Annotated in this window: 23 protein-coding genes; 10 read left to right on the top strand and 13 right to left on the bottom strand. The window is 69.2% G+C overall.

Annotated features, from left to right (window positions below; genetic code table 11):
• Positions 1-94: 94 nt before the first annotated feature.
• The 4 genes from MAA8898_RS19555 to MAA8898_RS19540 form a co-directional block, all read right to left on the bottom strand.
• The gene (locus MAA8898_RS19555; RefSeq protein WP_094022716.1) at positions 95-1,513 is read right to left on the bottom strand and encodes a protein adenylyltransferase SelO; all 1,419 of its coding nucleotides are present in this window, start codon (positions 1,511-1,513) and stop codon (positions 95-97) included.
• A 76-nt stretch (positions 1,514-1,589) separates the two neighbouring features.
• Positions 1,590-2,036, bottom strand: coding sequence for a GNAT family N-acetyltransferase (locus tag MAA8898_RS19550; RefSeq protein ID WP_094022715.1), 447 nt, complete (start codon positions 2,034-2,036; stop codon positions 1,590-1,592).
• Entirely contained in the window at positions 2,033-2,974 is a 942-nt protein-coding gene (locus MAA8898_RS19545) for a nucleoside hydrolase (RefSeq protein ID WP_094022714.1), read from the bottom strand. The genes MAA8898_RS19550 and MAA8898_RS19545 overlap by 4 nt, the downstream gene beginning before the upstream one ends.
• 114 nt (positions 2,975-3,088) lie before the next feature.
• The gene (locus MAA8898_RS19540; RefSeq protein ID WP_094022713.1) at positions 3,089-4,036 is read right to left on the bottom strand and encodes a radical SAM protein; all 948 of its coding nucleotides are present in this window, start codon (positions 4,034-4,036) and stop codon (positions 3,089-3,091) included.
• A 213-nt stretch (positions 4,037-4,249) separates the two neighbouring features.
• Between MAA8898_RS19540 and zwf the strand changes: the two genes are divergently transcribed.
• The 4 genes from zwf (at position 4,250) to MAA8898_RS19520 (ending at position 8,688) form a co-directional block, all read left to right on the top strand.
• A complete protein-coding gene (gene zwf, locus MAA8898_RS19535) occupies positions 4,250-5,704 on the top strand; it encodes a glucose-6-phosphate dehydrogenase (RefSeq protein ID WP_094022712.1) in 1,455 nt (484 codons plus the stop codon).
• Positions 5,701-6,378, top strand: coding sequence for a 6-phosphogluconolactonase (pgl, locus tag MAA8898_RS19530; protein ID WP_245853492.1), 678 nt, complete (start codon positions 5,701-5,703; stop codon positions 6,376-6,378). The genes zwf and pgl overlap by 4 nt, the downstream gene beginning before the upstream one ends.
• Before the next feature lie 81 nt (positions 6,379-6,459).
• The gene (pgi, locus tag MAA8898_RS19525) at positions 6,460-8,043 is read left to right on the top strand and encodes a glucose-6-phosphate isomerase (protein WP_094022711.1); all 1,584 of its coding nucleotides are present in this window, start codon (positions 6,460-6,462) and stop codon (positions 8,041-8,043) included.
• A 90-nt stretch (positions 8,044-8,133) separates the two neighbouring features.
• The gene (locus MAA8898_RS19520) at positions 8,134-8,688 is read left to right on the top strand and encodes a PRC-barrel domain-containing protein (RefSeq protein ID WP_094022710.1); all 555 of its coding nucleotides are present in this window, start codon (positions 8,134-8,136) and stop codon (positions 8,686-8,688) included.
• A gap of 50 nt (positions 8,689-8,738) precedes the next feature.
• Here the strand turns inward: MAA8898_RS19520 and MAA8898_RS19515 are convergent, their stop codons facing one another.
• Positions 8,739-9,161, bottom strand: coding sequence for a cupin domain-containing protein (locus MAA8898_RS19515; RefSeq protein ID WP_094022709.1), 423 nt, complete (start codon positions 9,159-9,161; stop codon positions 8,739-8,741).
• A gap of 85 nt (positions 9,162-9,246) precedes the next feature.
• Between MAA8898_RS19515 and MAA8898_RS19510 the strand changes: the two genes are divergently transcribed.
• From MAA8898_RS19510 to MAA8898_RS19495, 4 genes are all read left to right on the top strand, one after another.
• Positions 9,247-9,870 carry a holin-associated N-acetylmuramidase gene (locus MAA8898_RS19510; protein ID WP_245853490.1) on the top strand — a complete coding sequence of 208 codons (624 nt, stop codon included), beginning with the start codon at positions 9,247-9,249 and terminating at the stop codon, positions 9,868-9,870.
• Complete coding sequence (locus tag MAA8898_RS19505; RefSeq protein ID WP_176445238.1) at positions 9,861-10,424, top strand: holin family protein; 564 nt, start codon at positions 9,861-9,863, stop codon at positions 10,422-10,424. Before MAA8898_RS19510 ends, MAA8898_RS19505 begins: the two co-directional genes overlap by 10 nt.
• Positions 10,425-10,639: 215 nt before the next feature.
• Positions 10,640-12,607 (top strand): heme lyase CcmF/NrfE family subunit, encoded by a 1,968-nt coding sequence (locus MAA8898_RS19500; protein WP_094022708.1) that lies wholly within the window; start codon positions 10,640-10,642, stop codon positions 12,605-12,607.
• Positions 12,608-12,612: 5 nt separating this feature from the next.
• Positions 12,613-13,101: a cytochrome c-type biogenesis protein gene (locus MAA8898_RS19495; protein ID WP_217900520.1), complete on the top strand. Its 489-nt coding sequence runs from the start codon at positions 12,613-12,615 to the stop codon at positions 13,099-13,101.
• Between the two features lie 49 nt (positions 13,102-13,150).
• Here MAA8898_RS19495 and MAA8898_RS19490 read toward each other — a convergent pair whose 3' ends face one another.
• On the bottom strand, positions 13,151-13,528 hold the full coding sequence (locus tag MAA8898_RS19490) for a VOC family protein (RefSeq protein ID WP_094022706.1): 378 nt from the start codon (positions 13,526-13,528) through the stop codon (positions 13,151-13,153).
• A 148-nt stretch (positions 13,529-13,676) separates the two neighbouring features.
• On the opposite strand from MAA8898_RS19490, the gene MAA8898_RS19485 reads away from it, so the two are divergent.
• Positions 13,677-14,453 (top strand): enoyl-CoA hydratase-related protein, encoded by a 777-nt coding sequence (locus MAA8898_RS19485; protein WP_094022705.1) that lies wholly within the window; start codon positions 13,677-13,679, stop codon positions 14,451-14,453.
• Between the two features lie 85 nt (positions 14,454-14,538).
• On the opposite strand, the gene gltA is transcribed toward MAA8898_RS19485, so the two are convergent.
• On the bottom strand, positions 14,539-15,834 hold the full coding sequence (gene gltA / locus MAA8898_RS19480; protein ID WP_094022704.1) for a citrate synthase: 1,296 nt from the start codon (positions 15,832-15,834) through the stop codon (positions 14,539-14,541).
• Positions 15,835-15,916: 82 nt separating this feature from the next.
• Positions 15,917-17,332 (bottom strand): glutamate--tRNA ligase, encoded by a 1,416-nt coding sequence (gene gltX, locus MAA8898_RS19475; RefSeq protein WP_094022703.1) that lies wholly within the window; start codon positions 17,330-17,332, stop codon positions 15,917-15,919.
• A gap of 76 nt (positions 17,333-17,408) precedes the next feature.
• Here gltX and MAA8898_RS19470 point away from each other — a divergent pair, with 76 nt between their 5' ends.
• Positions 17,409-19,493, top strand: a complete 2,085-nt coding sequence (locus tag MAA8898_RS19470) for a ComEC/Rec2 family competence protein (protein ID WP_094022702.1) — start codon at positions 17,409-17,411, stop codon at positions 19,491-19,493.
• Between the two features lie 7 nt (positions 19,494-19,500).
• On the opposite strand, the gene lexA is transcribed toward MAA8898_RS19470, so the two are convergent.
• The 5 genes from lexA to MAA8898_RS19445 form a co-directional block, all read right to left on the bottom strand.
• Complete coding sequence (gene lexA / locus MAA8898_RS19465; protein ID WP_094022701.1) at positions 19,501-20,196, bottom strand: transcriptional repressor LexA; 696 nt, start codon at positions 20,194-20,196, stop codon at positions 19,501-19,503.
• A 122-nt stretch (positions 20,197-20,318) separates the two neighbouring features.
• On the bottom strand, positions 20,319-21,485 hold the full coding sequence (locus MAA8898_RS19460) for a molybdopterin molybdotransferase MoeA (protein ID WP_094022700.1): 1,167 nt from the start codon (positions 21,483-21,485) through the stop codon (positions 20,319-20,321).
• Complete coding sequence (moaC, locus tag MAA8898_RS19455) at positions 21,482-21,958, bottom strand: cyclic pyranopterin monophosphate synthase MoaC (RefSeq protein WP_094022699.1); 477 nt, start codon at positions 21,956-21,958, stop codon at positions 21,482-21,484. The genes MAA8898_RS19460 and moaC overlap by 4 nt, the downstream gene beginning before the upstream one ends.
• On the bottom strand, positions 21,955-22,758 hold the full coding sequence (gene trpC / locus MAA8898_RS19450) for an indole-3-glycerol phosphate synthase TrpC (protein WP_094022698.1): 804 nt from the start codon (positions 22,756-22,758) through the stop codon (positions 21,955-21,957). The genes moaC and trpC overlap by 4 nt, the downstream gene beginning before the upstream one ends.
• On the bottom strand, positions 22,755-23,423 hold the full coding sequence (locus MAA8898_RS19445) for a uracil-DNA glycosylase (protein ID WP_094022787.1): 669 nt from the start codon (positions 23,421-23,423) through the stop codon (positions 22,755-22,757). The genes trpC and MAA8898_RS19445 overlap by 4 nt, the downstream gene beginning before the upstream one ends.
• Positions 23,424-23,462 lie beyond the last annotated feature (39 nt).

The following is a 23,462-nucleotide window of genomic DNA, read 5'->3' as shown; positions in this document are numbered from 1 at the left end:
TTGGTACAAAACCCGGGGTCGACGACCCTCGGACGGCCAGAAGCGCCGGTCACAAGGGCGTGAGCGGGGCAAATATTCCGGCGGCGGGGGCGGCTCAGGTGCCGCAGAAGGTGGCGCGCACGCGTTCGTCCGGCTTTGGCGGCTGGCGCAGGTCGTCCTGCGCGGGGTCCGCGTCGAAGGGGCGGGCGAGCGCCGCGTTCAGCCGGTGGAAGGGGGCGTCGTCGCCGGCGACGGCGGCCTCGATCATCTGTTCGATGCGGTGGTTGCGCGGGATCAGCACCGGGTTCACGCGGGCCATGAGCGCCTGCGGGTCGCCCTCGGATTCTAGCCGCCGCTGCCAGCGCGACTCCCACTCGGCATAGGCCTGCCGGTCGGCGATCTGGTCGCGGGCGCTGCCCTCGGCCAGCGCGCGGAAGGTGTTGGTGAAGTCCGAGCCGCCCGCCTGCATCAGCGACAGCAGGTCGCCGATCAGGGCGAAGTCGTCCGGGGTGGGGGCCGACAGGCCGATCTTGGCACCGAAGCGGGCCAGCCATTCGCCGCGCAGCAGGTCCGGCATGGCGTGGACGGCGGCGGTGAAATCCGTGATCGCCTTGTCGGTGTCGGGCATCAGGGGGACCAGCGCGGTGGCCAGCTGCGCCATGTTCCAGGCGATGATGTCGGCCTGCGCGGCATAGCCGTAGCGGCCATAGCGGTCGATGGAGGAAAACACCGTGTCCGGGTCGTAGGCATCCATGAAGGCACAGGGGCCGTAGTCGATGGTTTCGCCCGACAGCGTGCAGTTGTCGGTGTTCATCACGCCGTGGATGAAGCCGATGGACATCCACTGCGCCACCAGCGCGGCCTGCCGCTTGATCACCTGTTCGAGCAGGTCGAGCGGGTCCGTGACGCCGGGGTAGTGGCGGTCGGCGGTGTAGTCGAAGAGGGTGCGCAGGTGGTCGGTTTCGCGGCGGGCGGCAAAGACCTGGAAGGTGCCGACGCGGATGTGGCTTTGCGCGACGCGGGTCAGCACGGCGCCGGGCAGGGGGCGTTCGCGGATCACCTCCTCACCCGTGCGGACGGCGGCCAGCGCGCGGGTGGTGGGCACGCCAAGCGCGTGCATCGCCTCGGACACCACGTATTCGCGCAGCACGGGGCCGAGCCAGGCGCGGCCGTCGCCCATGCGGGAATAGGGGGTGGGGCCGGAGCCCTTCAACTGGATGTCGCGGCGGATGCCGTCGGTGCCGATCACCTCACCCAGCAGCAGCGCGCGGCCATCGCCGAGCTGCGGGTTGAACTGGCCGAACTGGTGGCCGGCGTAGAGCTGGGCCAGCGGCTCGGCCCCCTCGGGGACGGTGTTGCCGGCGAATTGCGCGGCCAGCGTGGGGTCGTCCGCGCCGGTGATGCCCAACGTTTCGGCCAGAGCGTGGTTGAAGGCGATGGTCTGCGGCGCCTTGACCGGGGTCGGGCCCTGGCGCGTGTAGAAACGGCCGGGCAGGCGGGCATAGGAGTTGTCAAAGGGGATGTGCAGGGTCATGCGCCGGATATAGGGCGCGCGGGGCCGTCGCGCCAGCGGGTTCGCGTGTCTGGCGGCAGGCTGCGGGGCGAAGTGTTCAGAGCGTGCGGCTCATGAAGATGTAGTTTTCACGCGGGCGGAACAGCGCCTTGGCGTAGAGGCGGCGGGCGTTGTCGTCGGTGCTGTCGACCTCGAGATGCAGGGCGCGCACGCCGGCGGATTTCATCGACTTGGCGATGCCGTCGAGCGCCTCGAGCCCCATGCCGCGGCCGCGCACGGCGGGGCGGATGTAGATCTCGTCGACGATGGCGTCGAGCCCGCCGAATTCCAGCGACCAGCCGAAGGTCAGCACGATGTAGCCCACCGGGGCGCGGCGCGGGCCGATCAGCCAGGCGGCGCCGTGCGGCGAGCCCGAGAGCAGCGGGGCGAGGGCGGCGGTGCGGTGGGCTTCGTCGGTGTCAAAGCCCATCTCGGCATGGAAGGCGGCGACCATCGGCAGCAGCTTGTCGGCGTCGTCCTCGGTGGCGAGGTGCAGCGATTTCATAGCCGGGCCAGCCGTTCGGTCAGCAGCGCGAAAAAGCCGTCGGCATCGACCGCGCCCATGAACATGGCGTTGGGCGCGCGGTCGGTGACGCCCCACCAGTCGGCGACGGTCATGCCGCGGGTGAGCGGCGAGCCGGTTTCGATCTCGACGTTGACGTGGCGGCCGGTGAACAGCTCGGGGCGGATCAGGTAGGCGGTGACGCAGGGATCGTGCAGGGGGGCGCCGAGCGAGCCGTATTTCTCCTTGTCGTAGCGTTCGAAGAACTCGGTCATCTGGGCGACGGCGACGCCGACCGGGGTGCCGAGGCGGCGGAAGGCGTCGTTGCGCGGGGCGGTGACCAGCGCCTTGTGCGTGACGTCGAGCGGCATCACGGTCAGCGGCGCGCCGGATCTGAACACGATGTCAGCGGCTTCGGGGTCAACGTAGATGTTGAATTCGGCCGCCGGGGTGATGTTGCCGACCTCGAAATAGGCGCCGCCCATCAGCACGATCTCGGCGATGCGGGGGGCAATGTCGGGGGCGCGCTGCAGCGCGGTGGCGATGTTGGTGAGCGGGCCGAGCGGGCAGAGCGTGACGCTGCCGGAGGGGTGCGCGCGCAGGGTGTCGATGAGGAAATCGACGGCGTGGGTGTCCTGCAGCGGCATGGTGGGTTCGGGCAGGTCGGGGCCGTCGAGCCCGGTCTTGCCGTGGACATGCTCGGCCGTCACCAGCGTGTGCGCCAGCGGCCGGTCGCAGCCGGCAAACACGGGGGTGTCACGCTTGCCGGCCAGTTCGCAGACCATGCGAGCGTTGCGCTGGGTCAAGGGCAGCGGCACGTTGCCGGCGACGGCGGTGATGCCCAGCACCTCAAGCTCATCCGGGGAGGCGAGTGCCAGCAGGATGGCGACGGCGTCGTCCTGACCGGGGTCGGTGTCGATGATGATCTTTCTGCGGGTCATGCCTGCCTCCTGTCCGGTCGCTGGCGCGGGTGGCAGAGCAGTCGCACGGGGGCGTCGCGGGTGCAAGTTGGCAGGTGGTGTCGGCAAAGACTTGCCGCCCATCGCGGACGTGGGTCAGCCGGAGCAGCTGGCCCCGCCCAGCACGCAGAACTTGGCGCAATGGGGGTGGTTGAGCGGCACCGGGCGTTCGGCCTGTTCCAGCGTTTCGCCCAGGTCGAACTCGGCCTCGTAGGGCAGGAGGGTGCAGGCGACGACGGAGGGGCTGGCGGCGCCGCGACGTTTCACCACCATGCGCGAGGAGGCGCACATCACCTCGTCGGGCGATTTGTCCAGGATGTCCCAGCAGGCGGTGGTGATCTCGGGCACCTCGACGGTGACGTCCATTTCCGGGAAGAGCACGCAGGCGCCCGGGTCGGCGGCGTCGATGGCAAAGCCTTCGGCCGCGAAGAGGCGGGCAAAGCCGGCGCGGGCCTCGGTCTCGGTCTCGCCCCAGAGGGAGCGGCCGGCGACGGTCATGGTCACGCCGGCGTCGCGCAGGAAGCGCATGCCTTGCAGCGTCTTGTCGAAGGTGCCGGTGCCGCGTTCGGCGTCGTGCTGCGCGGCGGACCAGTGATCGAGCGAAATGCGCAGGGTGAGTTCGTCGCCGTAGTCGGCCACCAGCGCCTGGAGCCCCTGGCGCATGGCGGGGCGCATCATCGGGCGCATGGCGTTGGTCAGGATCAGCACCCGGTAGCCGCGCGCGAGGCTGCGGCGGGCCATCTCGATCATCTGCGGGTTCATGAATGGCTCGCCGCCGGTAAAGCCGATCTCGGTCACGCCCCAGGCGCGGTCGGCGAGCTGGTCGAGGTAGGACGACACCTCGTCGGCGGTGATGTAGACCAGGCGGTCGTTCTCGGGCGAGCTTTCGATGTAGCAGTTCACGCAGGTGATGTTGCACAGGGTGCCGGTGTTGAACCACAGCGTGGTGGGGTTGGTCAGGGCCACCTGCGCGCGCGGCTCGCCCTTGGCGGTCAGCTGGGGATTCTCGAACTTGCCGATGTTCGCGGCGACGGCGTCTTTCATGCGGGTGTCCTCACGGTGTCGGATCAAGGCGTAGTGCGGCCTCCGGGACCGGACCACCCCCAAAGATTTTTCCTGACGCCATTGTGAAGCATGCGATGGGTGTTAGACTTTCGTTCGGACATGGGTTATCCGGGGGCCGAAAAACCCGTTAGCGCTAACGGGTCCAGAATCGGACCCGACGGCGCGGCGCGGAGCGGAAAAGGCAGAAGACTCATGGTTTCACGCGTAATTCCCGTCGATCCTTTCGACCTTGTCATCTTTGGCGCCACCGGCGACCTGGCGCGGCGCAAGATCCTGCCGGGGCTGTTCCGGCGATTCTGCAGCGGGCAGATGCCCGAGGGCGCGCGCATCGTCGGCGCGGCGCGCAGCGACATGGACGATGCCGGGTTCCGCGCCATGGTGGCCGAGTCCATCGCCGAGTTCGGCGGCGGCCGCAGCTGCGAGGCCGGCACGCTGGACGCCTTTCTGGAGCGGCTGGGCTACGAGGCGGTCGACGCCAAGGGCGAGGGCGGCTGGGAAGCGCTGAAGGCGCGGCTGCGGCCGGACACGGTGCGGGCGTTCTACTTCTCGGTCGCGCCCTCGCTGTTCGGCGCGCTGGCGGAACGGCTCAAGGGGTTCGGCCTGGCCGACGACGAGTCGCGCGTGGTGGTCGAAAAGCCGTTTGGCCACGACCTGGAAAGCGCCAAGGCGCTGAACGACACGCTGCGCCGGCATTTCGACGAGACGCAGATCTACCGGATCGACCATTACCTGGGCAAGGAAACGGTCCAGAACCTGATGGCGGTCCGCTTTGGCAACATGCTGTTCGAGCCGCTGTGGAACGCGCAATACGTCGACCACATCCAGATCACCGTGGCCGAGACGGTCGACGTGGGCGGGCGCGGCGGCTACTACGACACCTCGGGCGCGATGCGGGACATGGTGCAGAACCACCTGATGCAGCTGTTGTGCCTGATCGCCATGGAGCCGCCCGCGCGGTTCGAGCCGGACGCGGTGCGCGACGAAAAGCTGAAGGTGATCCGGGCGCTGGACCCGGTGGAATACCATCACATCGTGCGCGGGCAATACGCCGCCGACGACAGCCAGCCGGGCTATCGCGCGCATGTGGAAAACCCGCGGTCGACCACCGAGAGCTTTATCGCGCTGAAGTGCCATATCTCGAACTGGCGCTGGGCCGGGACGCCGTTCTACCTGCGCACCGGCAAGAAGCTGAAGACGCGCGCCTCGGAAATCGCGGTGGTGTTCAAGGACGCGCCGCATTCGATCTTTGGCGCCGACGCGGGGCGGCACCGCAACGTGCTGTCGATCCGGTTGCAGCCGAACGAGGGCATGACGCTGGACGTGACCATCAAGGAGCCGGGGCCGGGCGGCATGCGGCTGGTCGACGTGCCGCTGGACATGAGCTTTGCCGAGGCGCTGGGGCCGGAAGCCGAGGAGGTGCCCGACGCCTACGAGCGGCTGATCATGGACGTGATCCGGGGCAACCAGACATTGTTCATGCGCGGCGACGAGGTCGAGGCGGCCTGGGCCTGGACCGATCCGATCATCGCCGGCTGGCAGAGCCGGGGCGAGGTGCCCAAGCCCTACGAGCCGCGGTCCGTCGGGCCGGAAGAGGCGCAGATCCTGATGCACAAGGACGGGCGCCGCTGGCGGGAGCTGAAATCGTGACCTACGAACTGATCGAGTACCAGGACCGCGAGATGCTGGCCATCGACCTGGCCAACCAGTTGGCCGGCGAGCTGCGCAGCGCGCTGGCGCAGCGCGAGCGGGTGGCCTTTGCGGTGCCGGGCGGGACCTCTCCGGGGCCGGTGTTCGACGATCTCTGCGCGGTCGACCTGGACTGGGCGCGGGTGGACGTGCTGCTGACTGACGAACGCTGGGTGCCGGCGGATCACCCGCGGTCGAACACCGCGCTGTTGCGCCGGCGGCTGCTGGTCGAACGGGCGGCGGCGGCGGGCTACCTGCCGCTCTATGCCGATGTGCCGGACCCGGACGATGCCATGGCGGCGCTGGCCAAGCCGATCGAGGCGGAACTGCCGCTGGCGGTGGCGCTGATGGGGATGGGGGCGGACCTGCACACCGCGTCGCTGTTTCCCGGCGCCGACCGGCTGGAAGAGGCACTGTCGCGCGATGCGCCGGTGCTGCTGCCGATGCGCGCGCCGGGCGCGCCCGAGCCGCGCATCACGCTGTCCGCGCGGGTGCTGGATGACGCCATGTCCAAGCACGTGCTGATCTTTGGCGCGGAAAAGCGCAAGGCGTTGGAGGCCGCGCGCGGGCTGCCGGCCTCGGAGGCGCCGATCAACGCGGTGCTGTCGGACGCGCGGGTGCATTGGGCGCTGTAGCGCCCGCCCCCTCATGCGCCCCGTGGGGGGCGGATCACGCTATAAAAAAATGCCATCCGTGGATGGCGAAGGAGACGCAGGATGTTCGATGATCTGAAGGCATTGGCGGCGGGCATGGGCGACCGCCGGATCGAGTCGCTGTTCGACCACGCCGGGCGGGCGGAAGCGTTCAGCCTGGAGGCCGAGGGGCTGCTGTTCGACTACTCCAAGACGCAGATCGACGCGCAGGTGCTGGCCGCCCTTCTGGCGCTGGCCGAGCGGCGGCAGGTGGCGGCGCGGCGCGACGCGATGTTCGGCGGCGCAAAGATCAACGAGACTGAGGGCCGCGCGGTGCTGCACACCGCCCTGCGCAATCTTGACGGGTCGGAGGTGCGGGTGGATGGCGTGGACGTCATGCCGCCGGTGCTGGAAACGCTGGGCCGGATGGAGGCGCTGGCGCGCGAGATCCGCGCCTCGGGCGTTCGGGATGTGGTCAACATCGGCATCGGCGGGTCCGACCTGGGGCCGGTGATGGCGGTGCTGGCGCTGGCGCCCTACCACGACGGGCCGGCGACGCATTTCGTGTCCAACGTGGACGGCGCGGACATCGCCGACACTCTGGCGCGGTGCAACCCGGAGACGACGCTGTTCATCGTCGCCTCCAAGACCTTTACCACCATCGAGACGATGACCAACGCGCAGACCGCCAAGACCTGGCTGGCGGACAAGGGCGTGTCGGACGACGGCAAGTTCATTGCACTGTCGTCCAACGTCGCGAAGGCCGGCGCCTTTGGCATCCCGGCGGACCGGGTGTTCGGCTTTGAGGACTGGGTCGGCGGGCGCTATTCGGTCTGGGGGCCGATCGGCCTGTCGGTGATGCTGGCGGTGGGGCCGGAGCAGTTCCGCGCCTTCCTGACCGGCGCGATGAAGATGGACCGGCATTTCCAGGCCGCGCCCTTTGCGCAGAACCTGCCGGTGCTGCTGGCGCTGGTGGGGATCTGGCACAACCAGGTGCTGGGTCATGCCTCGCGCGCGGTGCTGCCCTATGACAACCGGCTGATGCGGCTGCCCGCCTACCTGCAACAGCTGGAGATGGAATCGAACGGCAAGGGCGTCAGCATGGACGGCGCGGACCTGCCCTATCATTCCGGCCCGGTGGTCTGGGGTGAGCCGGGCACCAACGGCCAGCACGCGTTCTACCAGCTGATCCACCAGGGCACGCGGGTGATCCCGGCCGAGTTCCTGGTCGCCGCCAAGGGCCACGAGCCCGAGTTGCAGCACCATCACGCGCTGCTGGTGGCCAACTGCCTGGCGCAGTCCGAGGCGCTGATGCGCGGCCGGTCGCTGGACGAGGCGCGCGGCAAGGTGGCGGGCCAGTTCGAGGGCGCCGAGCTGGAGCGGCAGGCGCGGCACCGGGTGTTCCCGGGCAACCGGCCGTCCACCACGCTGATCTACCCGATGCTCGACCCCGAGACGCTGGGCAAGATCGTGGCGCTGTACGAGCACCGGGTGTTTGTCGAGGGGGTGATCCTGGGAATCAACTCGTTCGACCAGTGGGGCGTGGAGCTGGGCAAGGAACTGGCCACCGCGCTGGGGCCGATGGTGACGGGCGCGCAGCCGGTGACCGGCAAGGACGGGTCGACCGCGCAGCTGCTCAAGTATGTGCATACGCACGGACGCGGCTGAAGTTCCCGGAAACGCGAAAAATAAAGGCTGGAACGGAGGGGCGGACAGAGAGGTTGTCAGGGCAGAAGAAACGGAAAAAAGGAGACCGTTATGAAACGCCTGACAATGACCGTTGCTGCCGCTGCCCTCGTTCCCGCCGTGGCCTTTGCCGAAAGCCATGCCGCCGATCCGGCGATGGAACCGAAGCCCATGGAACAGGCCCAGCCGGCCGATACCGTGGTGCCGATGGACGCCAACCCGGTCGGCAGCGAGATGGCCAAGACCGACGTGGAGGGGGCGGATCCCACCGCGGATGTCCTGTTCCACGGTCCGGTGAAGCTGTCCGCCATCGCCGGCTCGCCGATCTACACCATTTCGGCCGAGACCGGCGCGGATTGGGACCTGACGGTGGACTACACCAAGGTGGCCGACAACTGGGAGCGCATCGGCTCGGTCGAGGACGTGGTCCTGTCGGCTGACGGCCGGATCGAAGGGGTGCTGGCCGAGGTCGGCGGCTTCCTCGGCATCGGCGACAAGCTGGTCCTGCTGCCGGTCGAGGACATGAAGACCGTGCTGGTGGACGAAGCGAGCTATTCGGTGGTGACGCGCTACACCTCGGAGCAGCTGACCGGCATGGACGCCTACGAAGACACCGCAGCCTACTAACCGGTTTGACTGACGACGACGCGCCCGGGGGGAGACCCCCGGGCGTTTTGCTATGTCGGGATGTCGAAGCCGGGCGCGGCCAGTTCGAAGCCGTCAAAGCGGAACCCCGGCGAGACGGTGCAGCCCACCAGAGTCCAGTCGCCCAGGGATTGCGCGGCCTGCCAGTGGCCCGGTTCCACGATGCCCTGCGGACGCTGCCCGGCAGCGAGGTCCGGCCCGAGGATGATGTCGTCGCGTGGGCCAGTGTCCGTGGCCGCGCGCATCAGGCGCAGGGGCGCGCCGGCGTAGAAATGCCAGATCTCGCCCGCGTCGACGCGGTGCCAATGGCTGCGCTCGCCTGCCTTCAGCAGGAAATAGATGCAGGTGCCGGGCGGCCGGTCGCCCTCGGCCGGGGCGGCCCAGGTCTGGCGGTAATGCCCGCCCTCGGGATGCGGGGAAAGGTCCAGCAGGGCGATGATCTCATCGGCGGTCATGCAACGTACGCTCCCCTGAGGTTTGGTTAACGGCTGCGGCGCAGGCTCTGTCGCATCGTCACACCACCAAGCAGGAGGGCCCGCGATGTCGACACTCACAAGCCGTGTCCGGCAGATGGCCGAAGAAATCGTTGCCCGCGAGGGCGGTTATGTCAACGACCCCGACGATCCCGGCGGGGCGACGAACCACGGCGTCACCATCCACACCATGCGGCGGCTGGGGCTGGACCTGACCGGCGACGGCAAGGTCGACGCCGAGGACGTGCGCCGGATCACCCGCGAACAGGCGGTGACCATCTTCCTGACGCACTACTTTCTCAAGCCGCGCATCGCCGAGCTGCCCGAACCGCTGCACGCCACGGTCTTTGACATGTACGTCAACGCCGGCGGCAACGCGGTGAAGATCCTGCAACGGCTGCTGAACGACATGGGCGAACGGGTCTCGGTCGACGGGGCGATCGGGCCGCAGACCATCGGCGCCGCGGCGCGCGCCTATTCCAAGGCCCCCGGTCACATGGTCGACGCCTACGGCATCGCCCGGCGCAACTACTATTTCCGCATCGCCGACAACCGCCCGGCCTCGCGCAAATACGCACGCACCCGGGCGGGCGGCAAGGGCGGCTGGATCAAGCGGGCCGAGGAATTCATCGCGCCCCGGTATCACCTGTCGGAGGCCGAGTTCCAGGCGCGGGTGTCCTCATGGGGCTGATCGGTCAGATCCTCGGCGCGCTGTTCGGCTCGGGCCGCAACGTGGTGGCCGAGACGGCGGAGGTGTTCCGCGTCAACGCCGAGGCGCAGGCGCAGCGCGGCTTTGACGCGCAGTCCGACGCGCTGGCGCAGATGGCGGGCGAGTTCAAGATCGTCCGGCGCGGCTGGTTCGACCGGCTGATGGACGCGCTGAACCGCGTGCCGCGCCCGGCGATGGCGCTGGGCACGCTGGGGCTGTTCGTGGCGGCGATGGTGGACCCGATCTGGTTTGCCGCGCGCATGGCGGGCATCGCGCTGGTGCCGGAACCGCTGTGGTGGCTGCTGGCGGCGATCGTCAGCTTCTACTTCGGCGCGCGCCACCAGGCCAAGGGGCAGGATTTCCAGCGCGAACTGGCGACGACGCTGGCGGCGGTGCCGCAGGTGGTGCAGACCGTGCGCGACGTCGAGTCGCTGCGGGGCCTGCCGGAAGACGCGCCCGAGCCGGTCGAGACGCGCGACTATGACGCGCCCGCGGACAACCCGGCGCTGGCCGACTGGCGCCGCCGCGCGTCCTGAAGACCGGGCCCCCTGGGCCCGGGCCCGGGCCGTGTAGTGCAAGAGAGAGGAAGCCCGGCGCGCGCCCGTGGCTTCTTTTCTGCAAAAATACCCCTGCAACGCCGGGGCGCGGCGCCACGCACGAACAAGGGCGCGGCCCCCCTTGCGACATTGTGATCTGACGCGCCGACCGATTTCGATTGGCCCGCTATTTCGCCGGCCCTATAGTTCGCGTCATGATCACAGAACTCGGACATTTCGCCCTCATCCTGGCCTTCCTGGTCTCCCTGGTGCAGATGGTCGTGCCGATGATCGGCGCGCAGCGGCGCTGGCCGGGGTGGATGGCCGTGGCCGAACCCGCCGCGACGGCGCAATTCATCCTGGTCGCGGCGAGCTTTGCCGCCCTGACCCATGCCTTTGTCGTGTCGGACTTTTCCCTGCGGCTGGTCTACGAGAACAGCCATTCGGACAAGCCGATGCTCTACAAGATCTCGGGCGTCTGGGGCAACCACGAGGGCTCGATGCTGCTCTGGGTGCTGATCCTGGCGCTGTTCGGCGCCTGCGCGGCCTGGTTCGGGGCCAACCTGCCGCCGACGCTGCGGGCGCGGGTGCTGGCGGTGCAGTCGTCGATCTCGGCGGCGTTCTACGCCTTCATCCTGTTCACCTCGAACCCCTTCGACCGGCTGGGCATGGCGCCGATCAACGGCACCGACCTCAACCCGCTGTTGCAGGACCCGGGCCTGGCCTTCCATCCGCCGTTCCTCTACCTCGGCTATGTCGGGCTTTCGATCTGTTTCAGCTTTGCCGTTGCGGCGCTGATCGAGGGGCGTGTGGACGCGGCCTGGGGCCGCTGGGTGCGGCCCTGGACGCTGGCGGCCTGGATCTTTCTGACCGTCGGCATCGCGCTGGGATCGTGGTGGGCCTACTACGAACTCGGCTGGGGCGGTTTCTGGTTCTGGGACCCGGTGGAAAACGCGTCGTTCATGCCCTGGCTGTTTGCCGCGGCCCTGCTGCATTCCGCCATCGTGGTGGAAAAGCGCGAGTCGCTGAAAAGCTGGACCATCCTGCTGGCGATCCTCGCCTTCGGCTTTTCGCTGATCGGCACCTTCATCGTGCGCTCGGGGCTGCTGACCTCGGTGCATGCCTTTGCCAACGACCCGGTGCGCGGCCAGTTCATCCTGTATATCCTGGTGTTCTTCACCGGCGGGGCGCTGACGCTGTTCGCGGCGCGGGCGCATGCGATGGAGGCCAAGGGCGTGTTCAGCGTGGTCAGCCGCGAAAGCGCGCTGGTGGTCAACAACATCCTGCTGGCGGTCTCCAGCTTTGTCGTCTTTGTCGGCACCATGTGGCCGTTTGTGGCCGAGATGCTGTTCGACCGCAAACTGTCGGTCGGCGCGCCCTTCTTCAACATGGCCTTCACGCCCTTCATGGTGGTGCTGGGGCTGATCCTGCCGGTCGGCGCGATGATCAGCTGGAAGCGCGGCAAGCTGGACAAGGTGCTGCGCGCGCTGGCGCCGGCCTTTGTCCTGGCCGTGGCGCTGATGGGGTTGGTCTGGGCGATGCAGTCCGGCCGCAGCCTGATGGGGCCGATCGGCGTCTTTCTGGGCACCTGGCTGGTGGCCGGGTCGGTGACCGACCTGATCGGCCGCACCGGGCAGTCGCGCGACCTGAGCCGCCTGCTGCGCCTGCCGCGCGCCGACTGGGGCAAGAGCGTGGCGCACAGCGGGCTGGGCATCACCATGCTGGGCATCGCCGCGATGCTGGCCTGGCAACAGGAGGACATCCGCGTCGCCAAGGTGGGTGAGCCGTTCACCGTGGGCGCCTACGAACTGGTGCTGACCGACGTCAAGCGGGTGCAGGGGCCGAACTATACCTCGACCATGGGCGAGATCGCCGTGTCCAAGGGCGGGCAGGAGGTGGCCGTGCTGTACCCGGAAAAGCGGATGTATCCGGTGGCGGGCATGCCCACCACCGAGGCGGCGATCGACTATCGGGTGATGCGCGACGTCTACGTCGTGATCGGCGATCCGCAGGGCGAAGGCGGCTGGGTGGTCCGCACCTACATCAAGCCGCTGGCCAACTGGATCTGGGCCGGCTGCATCATCATGGCGCTGGGCGGTTGTCTGAGCCTGTCGGACCGCCGTTACCGCATCGCCGCGGGCGCGCGCAAGGCCGCGCCCGTGCAGGGGGTGCCGGCGGAATGAGCAGGATGGCGACGGCGCGGTGGGGTGGAACCCCACCCTACATCCTGGGGCTGGTGCTGGCGCTGCTGGCCAGCGTGGCGCTGGCGGTGCAGCCGGACGAGGTGCTGGACGATCCGGCGCTGGAGGCGCGGGCGCGCGACATCTCGGCCGGGCTGCGCTGCCTGGTCTGCCAGAACGAGAGCATCGACGAGAGCAACGCCTCATTGGCGCGCGACCTGCGCCTCTTGGTGCGCGAGCGGCTGGTGGCGGGTGACACCGACGAGGAGGCCGTTGCCTTCATCGTCGCCCGCTACGGCGAGTTCGTGCTGCTGAAGCCGACCACCGGCGGCTGGAACTGGCTGCTCTGGGCCACCGGGCCGGGGCTGTTCGTGATCGCGCTGGGGCTGGGGATCGTCTACGTGCGGCGGCGGTCGACGGCCTCCTCGGCCTCGGACACGGCGCTCAGCGCGGACGAGAAGAAGCGCCTGGAAGAACTGATGAAGGGCGAGGGCTGAGACCCCAAGGCGGCGGTCGCGATGCGTGGCCGCGCCGCACGCCGCCCGGTCAAGCCGGGGCGTCCATTTGCCGTGCGACGAACCATTGCGTGCCGCAGGGCGCGCGAAAGCCGCCGCGGCGGTCGCCATCGCCCTTGTCTGTCATCGGCTGCATCTCTTCCGCGCCCAGCGACAAGGCCCGGGCAAAGGCGGTGTCCGGGTCCGGCAGGTAGAGGTGCAGCATGGCAGGCCCGCCGCCCGGCGCCCCGCCGATCATCAGCACCGTGTCGCCGATCCGGCATTCGGCGTGCATGATCCTGTCGCCGTCGTGGAACACGCGCAGGCGCTCTGCGTCGAACACCGCTTCGCAGAACCGCAGCACCGCGTCCGGGTCTTCGACGACCAGGTAGGGGGCGAGATCGGTGTAACCGTCGGGTTTGTAGGCCATGGTCCGAGCGTGACAGAGCCGGCAGGCCCGGGTCAAGCGCCGCGCGCCCTGGAGGTCGCCGGGGCGGGGGCGCCCGTGACGCGGCGTTTGCCTTTGCCTTTCCGGCGCGCTCTGTGTTTGATGCGCGCCAAGAACAAGGGAGCCCCAGATGCAGTACGAGATGATCACCTACCAGCTGGCCGACCGGGTCGCCACGGTCACGCTGAACCGGCCCGACGTGATGAACGCGCTCAACACCCAGATGCGCGCCGAGATCACCCACGCGGTGACACGCGGCGGCACCGAGGCGCGGGTGGTGGTGCTGACCGGGGCGGGGCGGGCGTTCTGCTCGGGTCAGGACCTGGGCGACCGCGCCAATGCCGCCAACCTGGACCTGGAGCGCACGCTGCGCGACGAATACGTGCCGATGCTGCGGGCGATCTTTGACTGCCCGGTGCCGACGATCAGCGCGGTGAACGGCGCCGCGGCGGGGGCGGGGGCCAACCTGGCGCTGGCCGCCGACGTGGTGATCGCCACCGAGTCGGCCTTTTTCCTTCAGGCCTTTGCCCGGATCGGGCTGATCCCGGACGCCGGCGGCACCTGGTTCCTGCCGCGCCAGATGGGCCTGGCCAAGGCGATGGGGGCGGCGCTGTTCGCGGAAAAGATCACCGCCCGGCAGGCGGACGACTGGGGCATGATCTGGGAGGCGGTGCCGGACGACGGCTTTGCCGCGCATGTGCAGGCCCGCGCCGCCCACCTGGCCAAGGGGCCGACGGCGGCCTATGCCCGCGTCAAGCAGGCCCTGCGCGGGTCGTTCGACAACGACCTGGAACAGCAGCTGGCGGTCGAGTCGCGGTTGCAGGGCGAATGCGGCAAGACGCGCGATTTCAAGGAGGGCGTCGTGGCCTTCATGGAAAAGCGCCCGGCGGTCTACGAGGGGCGCTGAAGCCCCTGCGCGGACAGAGGGCGAGTCCCGAAGACAAAAGGCCCGGCGTTGTGCCGGGCCTTTGCTGTTGTGCGGGGGAGCCGGTTCAGCGGCTTTCGATGTCGACGTAGTCGCGCATGGTCTCGCCCTGATACAGCTGGCGCGGGCGGCCGATCTTCATCTGCGGGTCGGCCAGCTGTTCCTTCCACTGCGACACCCAGCCGACGGTGCGCGACAGCGCGAAGATCGGCGTGAACATCGAGGTCGGGAAGCCCATCGCCTCGAGGATGATGCCGGAGTAGAAGTCGACGTTGGGGAACAGCTTTTTCTCGGCGAAATAGGGATCCTCGAGCGCCTGGCGTTCCAGTTCCTTGGCGGTGGCAAGGATCGGGTTGTTTTCGATCCCCATCAGTTCCAGCACCTCGTCGGCGGACTGCTTCATCACCTTGGCGCGCGGGTCGAAGTTCTTGTAGACGCGGTGGCCGAAGCCCATCAGGCGGAACGGGTCGTTCTTGTCCTTGGCGCGGGCGATGTATTCGGGGATGCGGTCGGGGGTGCCGATCTCCTTGAGCATCTCGAGGCAGGCCTGGTTGGCGCCGCCGTGCGCGGGACCCCAGAGGCAGGCGATGCCGGCGGCGATGCAGGCAAAGGGGTTGGCGCCCGAGGAGGAGGCCAGCCGCACCGTCGAGGTCGAGGCGTTCTGTTCGTGGTCGGCGTGCAGGGTAAAAATCCGGTCCATCGCGCGGCTCAGGATCGGGTCGACGACATATTCCTCGGCCGGGACGGCAAAGCACATGTGCAGGAAATTCGCCGCGTAATCGAGATCGTTGCGCGGGTACACGAAGGGCTGGCCGATCGAATACTTGTAGGCCCAGGCGGCGATGGTCGGCACCTTGGCGATCAGCCGGTGCGACGCGATCTCGCGCTGGCGTTCGTCGTTGATGTCGGTGCTGTCGTGGTAGAAGGCCGCCATCGCGCCGACCACGCCGACCATGGTGGCCATGGGATGCGCGTCGCGGCGGAAGCCGCGGAAGAAATACTGCATCTGTTCGTGCAGCATGGTGTGGCGGGGGATGGTGTTTTCGAAGTGCTCCAGGTCCTTGGCCTTGGGCAGGTAGCCATAGAGCAGCAGGAAGCAGACCTCGAGGTAGTGCGACTTGGCGGCCAGCTGGTCGATCGGATAGCCGCGGTGCAACAGCACGCCTTCTTCGCCGTCGATGAAGGTGATGGTCGAGTCGCAGGCCGCGGTCGAGGTAAAGCCCGGGTCGTAGGTGAAGACGCCGGCCTGGCCGTAAAGCTTGCGGATGTCGATCACGTCCGGACCCACGGTCGGCGAGTGGATCGGCAGTTCGTAGCTCTTGCCGTCGATTGTCAGCGTCGCGGTCTTGCTGGTCTCAGCCATGCTTGTCGTCCCTCTGGTGTCGTGGGGCGGGGCCGGTTCGCGGCCCTGCCGATTGAAGTCACATGGCCGAGGCGGGGCTGGATCAGCCCCCGTTTGCGGCCGCGGCCCGGGTCAGCCGCGCAAGGCTTTGCTCGCGGCCCAGGACCAGCATCATGTCAAAGACCGACGGCGTGACCATGCGTCCGGCCAGCGCCGCCCGCAGCGGACCCGCGAGCTTGCCGAACTTGGTGCCCTGATCTTCGGCGAAGCGGTTGAGCACCGCCTCCAGATTTTCCCGTTCCCAGCTAGCATCTTGCAGGTGCGGCGTCAACGCAGCCAGTATACCACGGGATACCGTATCCAGCTGCGCGGCCGCCTTTCCGTCCGGTTCCGGGGGCGATTCCGCAAGAATAAAGTGTGCCTTTTCAGCCAGTTCCGGAAACGTCTTGGCCCGCTCCTTGAGGCAATACATCGCACGTGCCATGCCGTCCTGCTGCGCCTCTGTCAGATCCGGCGCGCCGGTTGCGGCCAGGTAGTCCCGGAATTCTTGCAGCAGTGCAGCATCGTCCGCAACGGCGATGTGCTGGCCGCAGAGGTTTTCCAGTTTCTTCAGGTCAAAGCGGGCCGGGGACTTGCCGATTCCGTCGAGGTCGAACCACTCTTGTGCCTGCGCATCGGTAAAGAATTCATCATCGCCATGGCTCCAGCCGAGCCGGGCGAGGTAGTTGCGCATGCCGGCGGCGGGGTAGCCCATCTTCTGGTATTCGTCGGCCCCCAGCGCACCGTGCCTTTTCGACAGCTTCTTGCCATCCGGGCCGTGGATCAGCGGGATATGCGCGTAGACCGGCAGCGGCCAGCCCATCGCGGTGTAGATGCCCATCTGGCGGGCGGCGTTGTTGAGGTGGTCGTCGCCGCGGATCACGTGGGTGACGCCCATGTCGAAATCGTCGACCACCACGGCCAGCATGTAGACCGGCGTGCCGTCGGAGCGCAGCAGCACCATGTCGTCGAGCTGGTCGTTGCGGATCACCACGCGGCCCTGCACGCGGTCCTCGATCACCGTCTCGCCGTCCTGCGGCGTCCTGAGCCGGATCACGAAAGGCGCGTCGGGGTGGGTCGCCGGGTCGGCGTCGCGCCAGGGGCTCTGGTAGAGGGTCGAGCGGCCCTCGGCGCGGGCGGCCTCGCGCGCGGCCTCGATCTCGTCCTGGGTGGCGAAACACTTGTAGGCCTTGCCGCTGGCGAGCAATTCATGCGCCACCTCGGCGTGGCGCGGGGCGCGGTCGAACTGCGAGATCACCTCGCCGTCGTGGTCCAGCCCCAGCCAGTCGAGCCCGCGCAGGATCGCCTGCGTCGCCTCGGGGGTGGAGCGGGCGCGGTCGGTGTCCTCGATCCGCAACAGGAACCTGCCGCCCCGGCCGCGGGCATAGAGCCAGTTGAACAGCGCGGTGCGCGCGCCGCCGATGTGCAGGTATCCGGTGGGCGAGGGGGCAAAGCGGGTAACGACCTGGGTCTCGGACATCGTGGTTAACCTTTTCCTAACGGCGCGGGGCCTAAGCTTGGCCGTTCCTTAACCAGCCACCCAACGGGGGGCAAGCATGGGCCTGGTATTCTCGTGGCTGGCGGCGGGCCTGCTGGGCCAGCGCGGGCACCTGTTTCCCTGGACGCCGGTCTTTCTGGCGGTCGGGATCGGTGCCTATTTTGCCCTGCGGGTCGAACCGCCGGTGGCGTTGCTGTGGGCCTGCGGGTCCATCGGCATTCTGGCGGTGCTGCAACAACGTGCGGGGCCGGTGTTCGGCCCGGTGCTGGCGGGCTGCGCGCTGGTCTTTCTGGGCTTTGCGCTGGCCGGGCTGCGGGCGCACACGGTGGCCGGGCCGGTGCTGGATTTCCGCTATTACGGCCCGGTCGAGGGGCGGGTGGTCGATATCGACCGTTCGGCCTCGGACGCGCTGCGGCTGACGCTGGACCGCGTGGTGCTGGAGCGGATGGACCCGGACGACACGCCGCGCCGCGTGCGCGTGTCGCTGCATGGCACGCAGGGGTATCTGGAGCCACGTCCGGGGCAGGTGGTGATCCTGACCGGCCACCTGTCGGCCCCCGGCGGCGCGGTGGAGCCGGGCGGGTTCGATTTCCGCCGCCACGCCTGGTTCCTGGGGCTGGGCGCCGTGGGCTACACCCGCACGCCGGTGCTGTTGCTGGAGGACCCGCAAGAGGGGCTGGCGGTGGCGCGGATGCGGCTGTGGCTGTCGGCGCGGGTGCAGGCGGCGCTGCCCGGTGAGCGCGGCGCCTTTGCCGCCGCCGTGATGACCGGCGACCGGTCCGGCATGGGGCAGGAGACCTTGCAGGACCTGCGCGACAGCAACCTGGCGCATCTGCTGGCCATTTCCGGGCTGCACATGGGGCTGCTGGCGGGCTTTGTCTTTGCCGCGCTGCGGCTGGGGCTGCTGCTTCATCCGCACCCGCGCCACCACTGGCCGGTCAAGAAACTGGCCGCCGGGGGCGCGCTGCTGGCGGCGGCGGGCTATCTGGCGCTGTCGGGCGGCAACGTGGCGACCGAGCGCGCCTTTATCATGGTCGCCGTGGCGCTGTGTGCGCTGATGCTGGACCGCCGCGCGCTGTCGCTGCGCAGCGTGGCGATGGCGGCGCTGATCGTGCTGCTGATGCAGCCCGAGGCGCTGCTGGGGCCGGGGTTCCAGATGTCCTTTGCCGCCACCACGGCGCTGGTGGCGGTGTTCGAGGCGGTGAGCCTGTGGCAGCGTGAACACCGCCTGCCGCGCTGGCTGGCGCCGGTGCTGTCGGTGGCGCTGTCATCCTTCGTGGCGGGGGTGGCGACGGCGCCGGTGGGCATGGCGCATTTCAACCAGGTGTCGCACTACGGGCTGCTGGCCAACCTCGTCGCGGTGCCGGTGATGGGGCTGGTGGTGGTGCCGATGGCGGTGCTGGCGGCGCTGCTGATGCCCTTCGGGCTGGACTGGATCGCGTTGTGGCTGATGGCGCCGGGGCTGGGCTGGATCCTGGGCGTGGCGGGGGCGGTGGCGGGCTGGGACGGATCGGTGGGGCACGTTGTGGCGCCGGGGCCCTGGGTGCTGCCGCTGATCGCGCTTGGCGGGCTGGTGCTGTGCCTGTGGCGCGGGCGCGGGCGGGTGGCGGGGCTGGTGCCGCTGGCGCTGGCTGTTGCGCTGTGGTCGGGGACTGAGCGGCCGCCGGTGCTGATCGCCGACACCGGGACGCTGGTGGGGGTGATGACCCCCGAGGGGCGCGGGCTGTCGCGCGACCGGGGGTCGGGCTTTGTCGCCGAGGTCTGGCTGGAGAACGACGGCGCGGGCCGGGATCAGGCGGCGGCGGCGGGGCTCTGGCCCGGATCGGTGGCGGACCGGCTGGCGCGGGTGACGCTGGGCGGGCTGGAGATCCTGCACGTGCAGGGCAAGGTGGCGGCGCGGGGCTTGGCGCGCTGCGCACCGGGGCAGGTGGTGGTGTCGAGCGTCGACCTGGCCCTGCCCGGCGGCTGCGAGGTCTTTGACCCCGCGCGCCTGCGCGACAGCGGGTCCGTCGCGCTGTGGCCCGGTGAAGGATCGCTGCGCATCGTCACCAATCGCGACGTGGCGGGATGGCGGCTCTGGCACGGCGCCGCACCGGGGGTGGTGCGGCTGGCGTTCTGGGATCAGTTAGGTGCGGATCAGTAGGTGCGGATCAGTAGGTGCGGATCAGCCCGACCAGCCGGCCCTGTACGGTGACCGCGCCCTGCGGCAGCACGCGCGATTCGTAGGCCGGGTTCGCCGCCTCCAGCACGATCATCTCGCCCTTGCGGCGGAACCGCTTGAGCGTGGCCTCGTAGCCTTCGATCTGCGCCACGACGATGTCGCCGTCCTGCGCGTGCGAGGTTTCGCGGATCACCACCACGTCGCCGTCGTTGATCCCGGCGTCGATCATCGAGTCGCCCTTGACCTCGAGCGCGTAGTGCCGCCCCTGGCCGCGCAGCATCTGGCCGGGCACCGCGACGCCCGGCGGCATGTCGTTGATCGCCTCGATCGGCTGGCCGGCGGCGATGCGGCCCATCAGCGGCAGTTCGGTCAGGTTGGCCGGGCCGAGGTCGAAGGCATCGGACGGGCGGCCGGCGGGGCGGTCGCCCTCGATCACCCGTGGCGTGAAGCCGGTGGCGGGGCCGCCGAGGCTTTCGGGCAGCTTGACGATCTCGATGGCGCGGGCGCGATGGGCGAGGCGGCGGATGAAGCCGCGCTCTTCCAGCGCGGTGATCAGGCGATGGATGCCGGACTTGGACCGAAGGTCGAGCGCGTCTTTCATTTCGTCGAAACTCGGCGGCACGCCGTCGCGGGACATGCGCTTGTTGATGAAGTTCAGAAGGTCGAGTTGTTTCTTGGTCAGCATGCCGCCGCTCCGTTGCCTGTTAACTTTTGTTCTACGGGCGTTCACGGTTTGTGTCAACGGGCCTGTCGGTAAATCAGGCGCGAGAGGCGCGTGGGGGACACGGCCCCGGGGGCGCTGCCCCCTTACAGCGGCAGGTAGTCGACCTGCTCGCCGATGGCGCGGGCGGGATCGTCCACCGGGCGGACCAGCAGGGCGTTGGCCGCGCCCAGCACGCTGAGCAGGCTGGAGTCCTGCCGGTCGAGCGCGGCGATGCCGTCATCTGTCAGCTGCGCGCGCATGTAGTGTTCACGCTTGCCGTTTGGCTCCAGCGGCGCGGTCAGCGTGGCGCGGCGGCGCGGGGCGGGCGCGGCGCCGAGGCCCAGCATGGCGCGGATCACCGGCGCCACGAAGACGTGGCCGCAGACCATGGCCGAGACCGGGTTGCCCGGCAGGCCGATCATCATGGCGTCGCGCAGGCGGCCGGACATCAGCGGCTTGCCCGGGCGCATGGCGACCTTGTGAAAGGCGCGCTCCATGCCCAGCTCGGCCGCGACGCGGGCCACCAGGTCATGGTCTCCGACCGATGCGCCGCCGATGGTGATCACCAGGTCCGCATCCTCGACCAGGTCGAAGGCGTGGGTCAGCGAGGCGGCGGTGTCGCGGGCGATGGGCAGGATGCGCGGTGCGGCCCCGATGTCGCGCAGGAGCGCGTGCAGGCCGAAGGTGTTCGAGGCGATGATCTGGTCGGGGCCGGGGGTGTCGCCGGGCATCACCAGCTCGTCCCCGGTGGAGATCAGGGCGACGCGCGGTTTGCGGGTGACGGGCACCTCGGCGATGTTCATCGCCGCCAGCAGGGCCACGTCGCGGGAGGACAGCAGGCGCGGGGCGGCGACGGTGTCGCCGATGCGGAAGTCGGTGCCGGCGGGGCGGATGTAGGGGTTGTCGTCCAGCGTGTCGCGCAGGGTGATCGTGTCGCCCTCGCGCATCGTGTCCTCCTGGATGACGATGCGGGTGGCGCCCTGCGGCACCGGCGCGCCGGTGAAGATGCGCACCGCCTGGCCGGGGCCGACCGGACCGTCAAAGCGGCTGCCGGCGGCGCTTTCGCCGATCACGGTGAAGCGCGCGCCCGGCGTGGCCTGAGGCACCGCGTAGCCGTCCATGGCCGATGCCGGGAAGGGCGGCTGGTCACGCCGCGCGGTGACGGGACGGGCCAGAACGCGGCCGGCGGCGGCGCTGAGCGGCACGGTCTCGGCCTCGAGCGGGCGGGCGAGGGCGAACAGCTGGTCGAGGGCCTGCGCGACGGTGATCATTTCGCCTCGTACCGTCCCGATTTGCCGCCGTCCTTGAGCAGGACGCGGATGCCGCCGATGGTCATGCCCTTGTCCACCGCCTTGACCATGTCGTAGACCGTCAGAGCGGCGGTCGAGACGGCGGTCAGCGCCTCCATCTCGACCCCGGTCTGGCCGGAGGTCTTGACCGTGGCGGTGATCCTGAGGCCGGGCAGATCCGGGTCGGGCGCCAGGTCCACCGTGACCTTGGTCACGGGCAGCGGGTGGCAGAGCGGGATCAGTTCGGGGGTCTTTTTCGCCCCCATGATTCCGGCGAGGCGCGCGACGCCGATCACGTCGCCCTTTTTCGCGCGGCCCTCGGTGATCAGGACAAAGGTTTCGGACGCCATGGTGACGAAACCTTCGGCGGTGGCGATGCGGTCGGTCACCGGCTTGTCCGAGACATCGACCATGTGCGCGTTGCCGGCGGCGTCGAAATGGGTCAGTCCAGTCATGCGGGCACCGGGTTTTTCAGCAGGGCCTGGGTGGCGGCGGTCACGTCGGCCTGGCGCATCAGGCTTTCGCCGATCAGGAAGGCGCGGGCGCCGTGGGCCGCCATGTCGGCCAGGTCGGCGGGGGTGTTGAGGCCGGATTCGGAGATCAGGAAGCGGCCTGCGGGGATGCGTTTCGAGAGCTGGCGGGTGCAGTCGAGCGTGGTCTCGAAGGTCTTGAGGTTGCGGTTGTTGACGCCGATCAGCGGGCTGTTCAGCGCCAGCGCGCGGTCAAGCTCGGGCGCGTCGTGCACCTCGACCAGCGCGTCCATGCCCCAGTGGGTGGCGCAATCCTCGAGTTCCGCCGCCTGCGCGTCCGAGACGGAGGCCATGATGATCAGGATGCAGTCGGCCCCCAGCGCGCGCGCCTCGGCGACCTGGTAGGGGTCGTACATGAAATCCTTGCGCAGGCAGGGCAAGTCGCAGGCATTGCGGGCCTGTTGCAGGAAGGGTTTCGCGCCCTGGAAGGAGGGCGTGTCGGTCAGCACAGACAGGCATGTGGCGCCGCCGGCCTCGTAGGCGCGGGCCAGCGTGGCGGGGTCGAAATCGGCCCTGATCAGGCCCTTGGAGGGCGAGGCCTTCTTGATCTCGGCGATGAGGCCGTAGCCGGAGGCGGCGGCCTGCGTCAGGGCGCGGGCAAAGGGGCGCACGGGGGCGGCCGCGCGGGCGGCCTCTTCGACCTGCGCCAGGGGGCGGGTCGCCTTGTCGGCGGCGACCTCCTCCAGCTTGTAGGCCTTGATCTTGTCGAGGATGGTCAGGGTCATGGGGCGGCTCCCTCGGGCGTCGTCCAGTTGATCGGCGTCTGGCCCTTGTCCTTAAGCCAGTCGTTGACGCGGGAAAAGGGCCGCGATCCGAAAAAGCCGCGCCGGGCCGAGAGCGGCGAGGGATGCGCGCTGTTCAGGATCAGGTGGCCGGGGCCGCTGATGTGCGGCGCAAAGCCCTGCGCATGGTTGCCCCAGAGGACAAAGGCGCGCGGGCGGTCCGAGAGCGCGGCAAGCACCTGTTCGGTCAGGCGCGACCAGCCGAGGTTCGCATGGACCCCGGCGCGGCCGGCCTCGACCGTCAGCGCGGTGTTCAGCAGCAGCACGCCCTGGGTGGCCCAGAAGCGCAGGTCGCCGTCGGGGGGGCGGGCGCCGAGGTCGTCCTGCATCTCCTTGAAGATATTGGTCAGCGAGCGCGGCAGCGGGCGGACCTGGGGGGCGACCGAGAAGGCGAAGCCGTGCGCGTGGCCGGGGGTCGGGTAGGGGTCCTGGCCAAGGATGACGACGCGGGTGGCCTCGGGCGGGCAGGCGTCGAGCGCGGCAAAGACATGGGGGGCGGGTGGCAGGACCTGGGCGGTGCTGGTGGCGAGCGCGGCCGCGATCCGCGGCAGGTCCTGCGCGAAGAAGGGGAGATGCGCCCAGGAGCGGGGCGGGACGAGGGCCGTCATGCGGGCAAATTCCACACACGGAATTTGCAAATTCCATGT

Source organism: Antarctobacter aquimaris, assembly GCF_900184945.1.
GTDB classification, from domain to species: domain Bacteria; phylum Pseudomonadota; class Alphaproteobacteria; order Rhodobacterales; family Rhodobacteraceae; genus Maliponia; species Maliponia aquimaris.
Note: the sequence above shows the minus strand (reverse complement) of the source record. Positions and strands in the feature narration are given on the sequence as shown.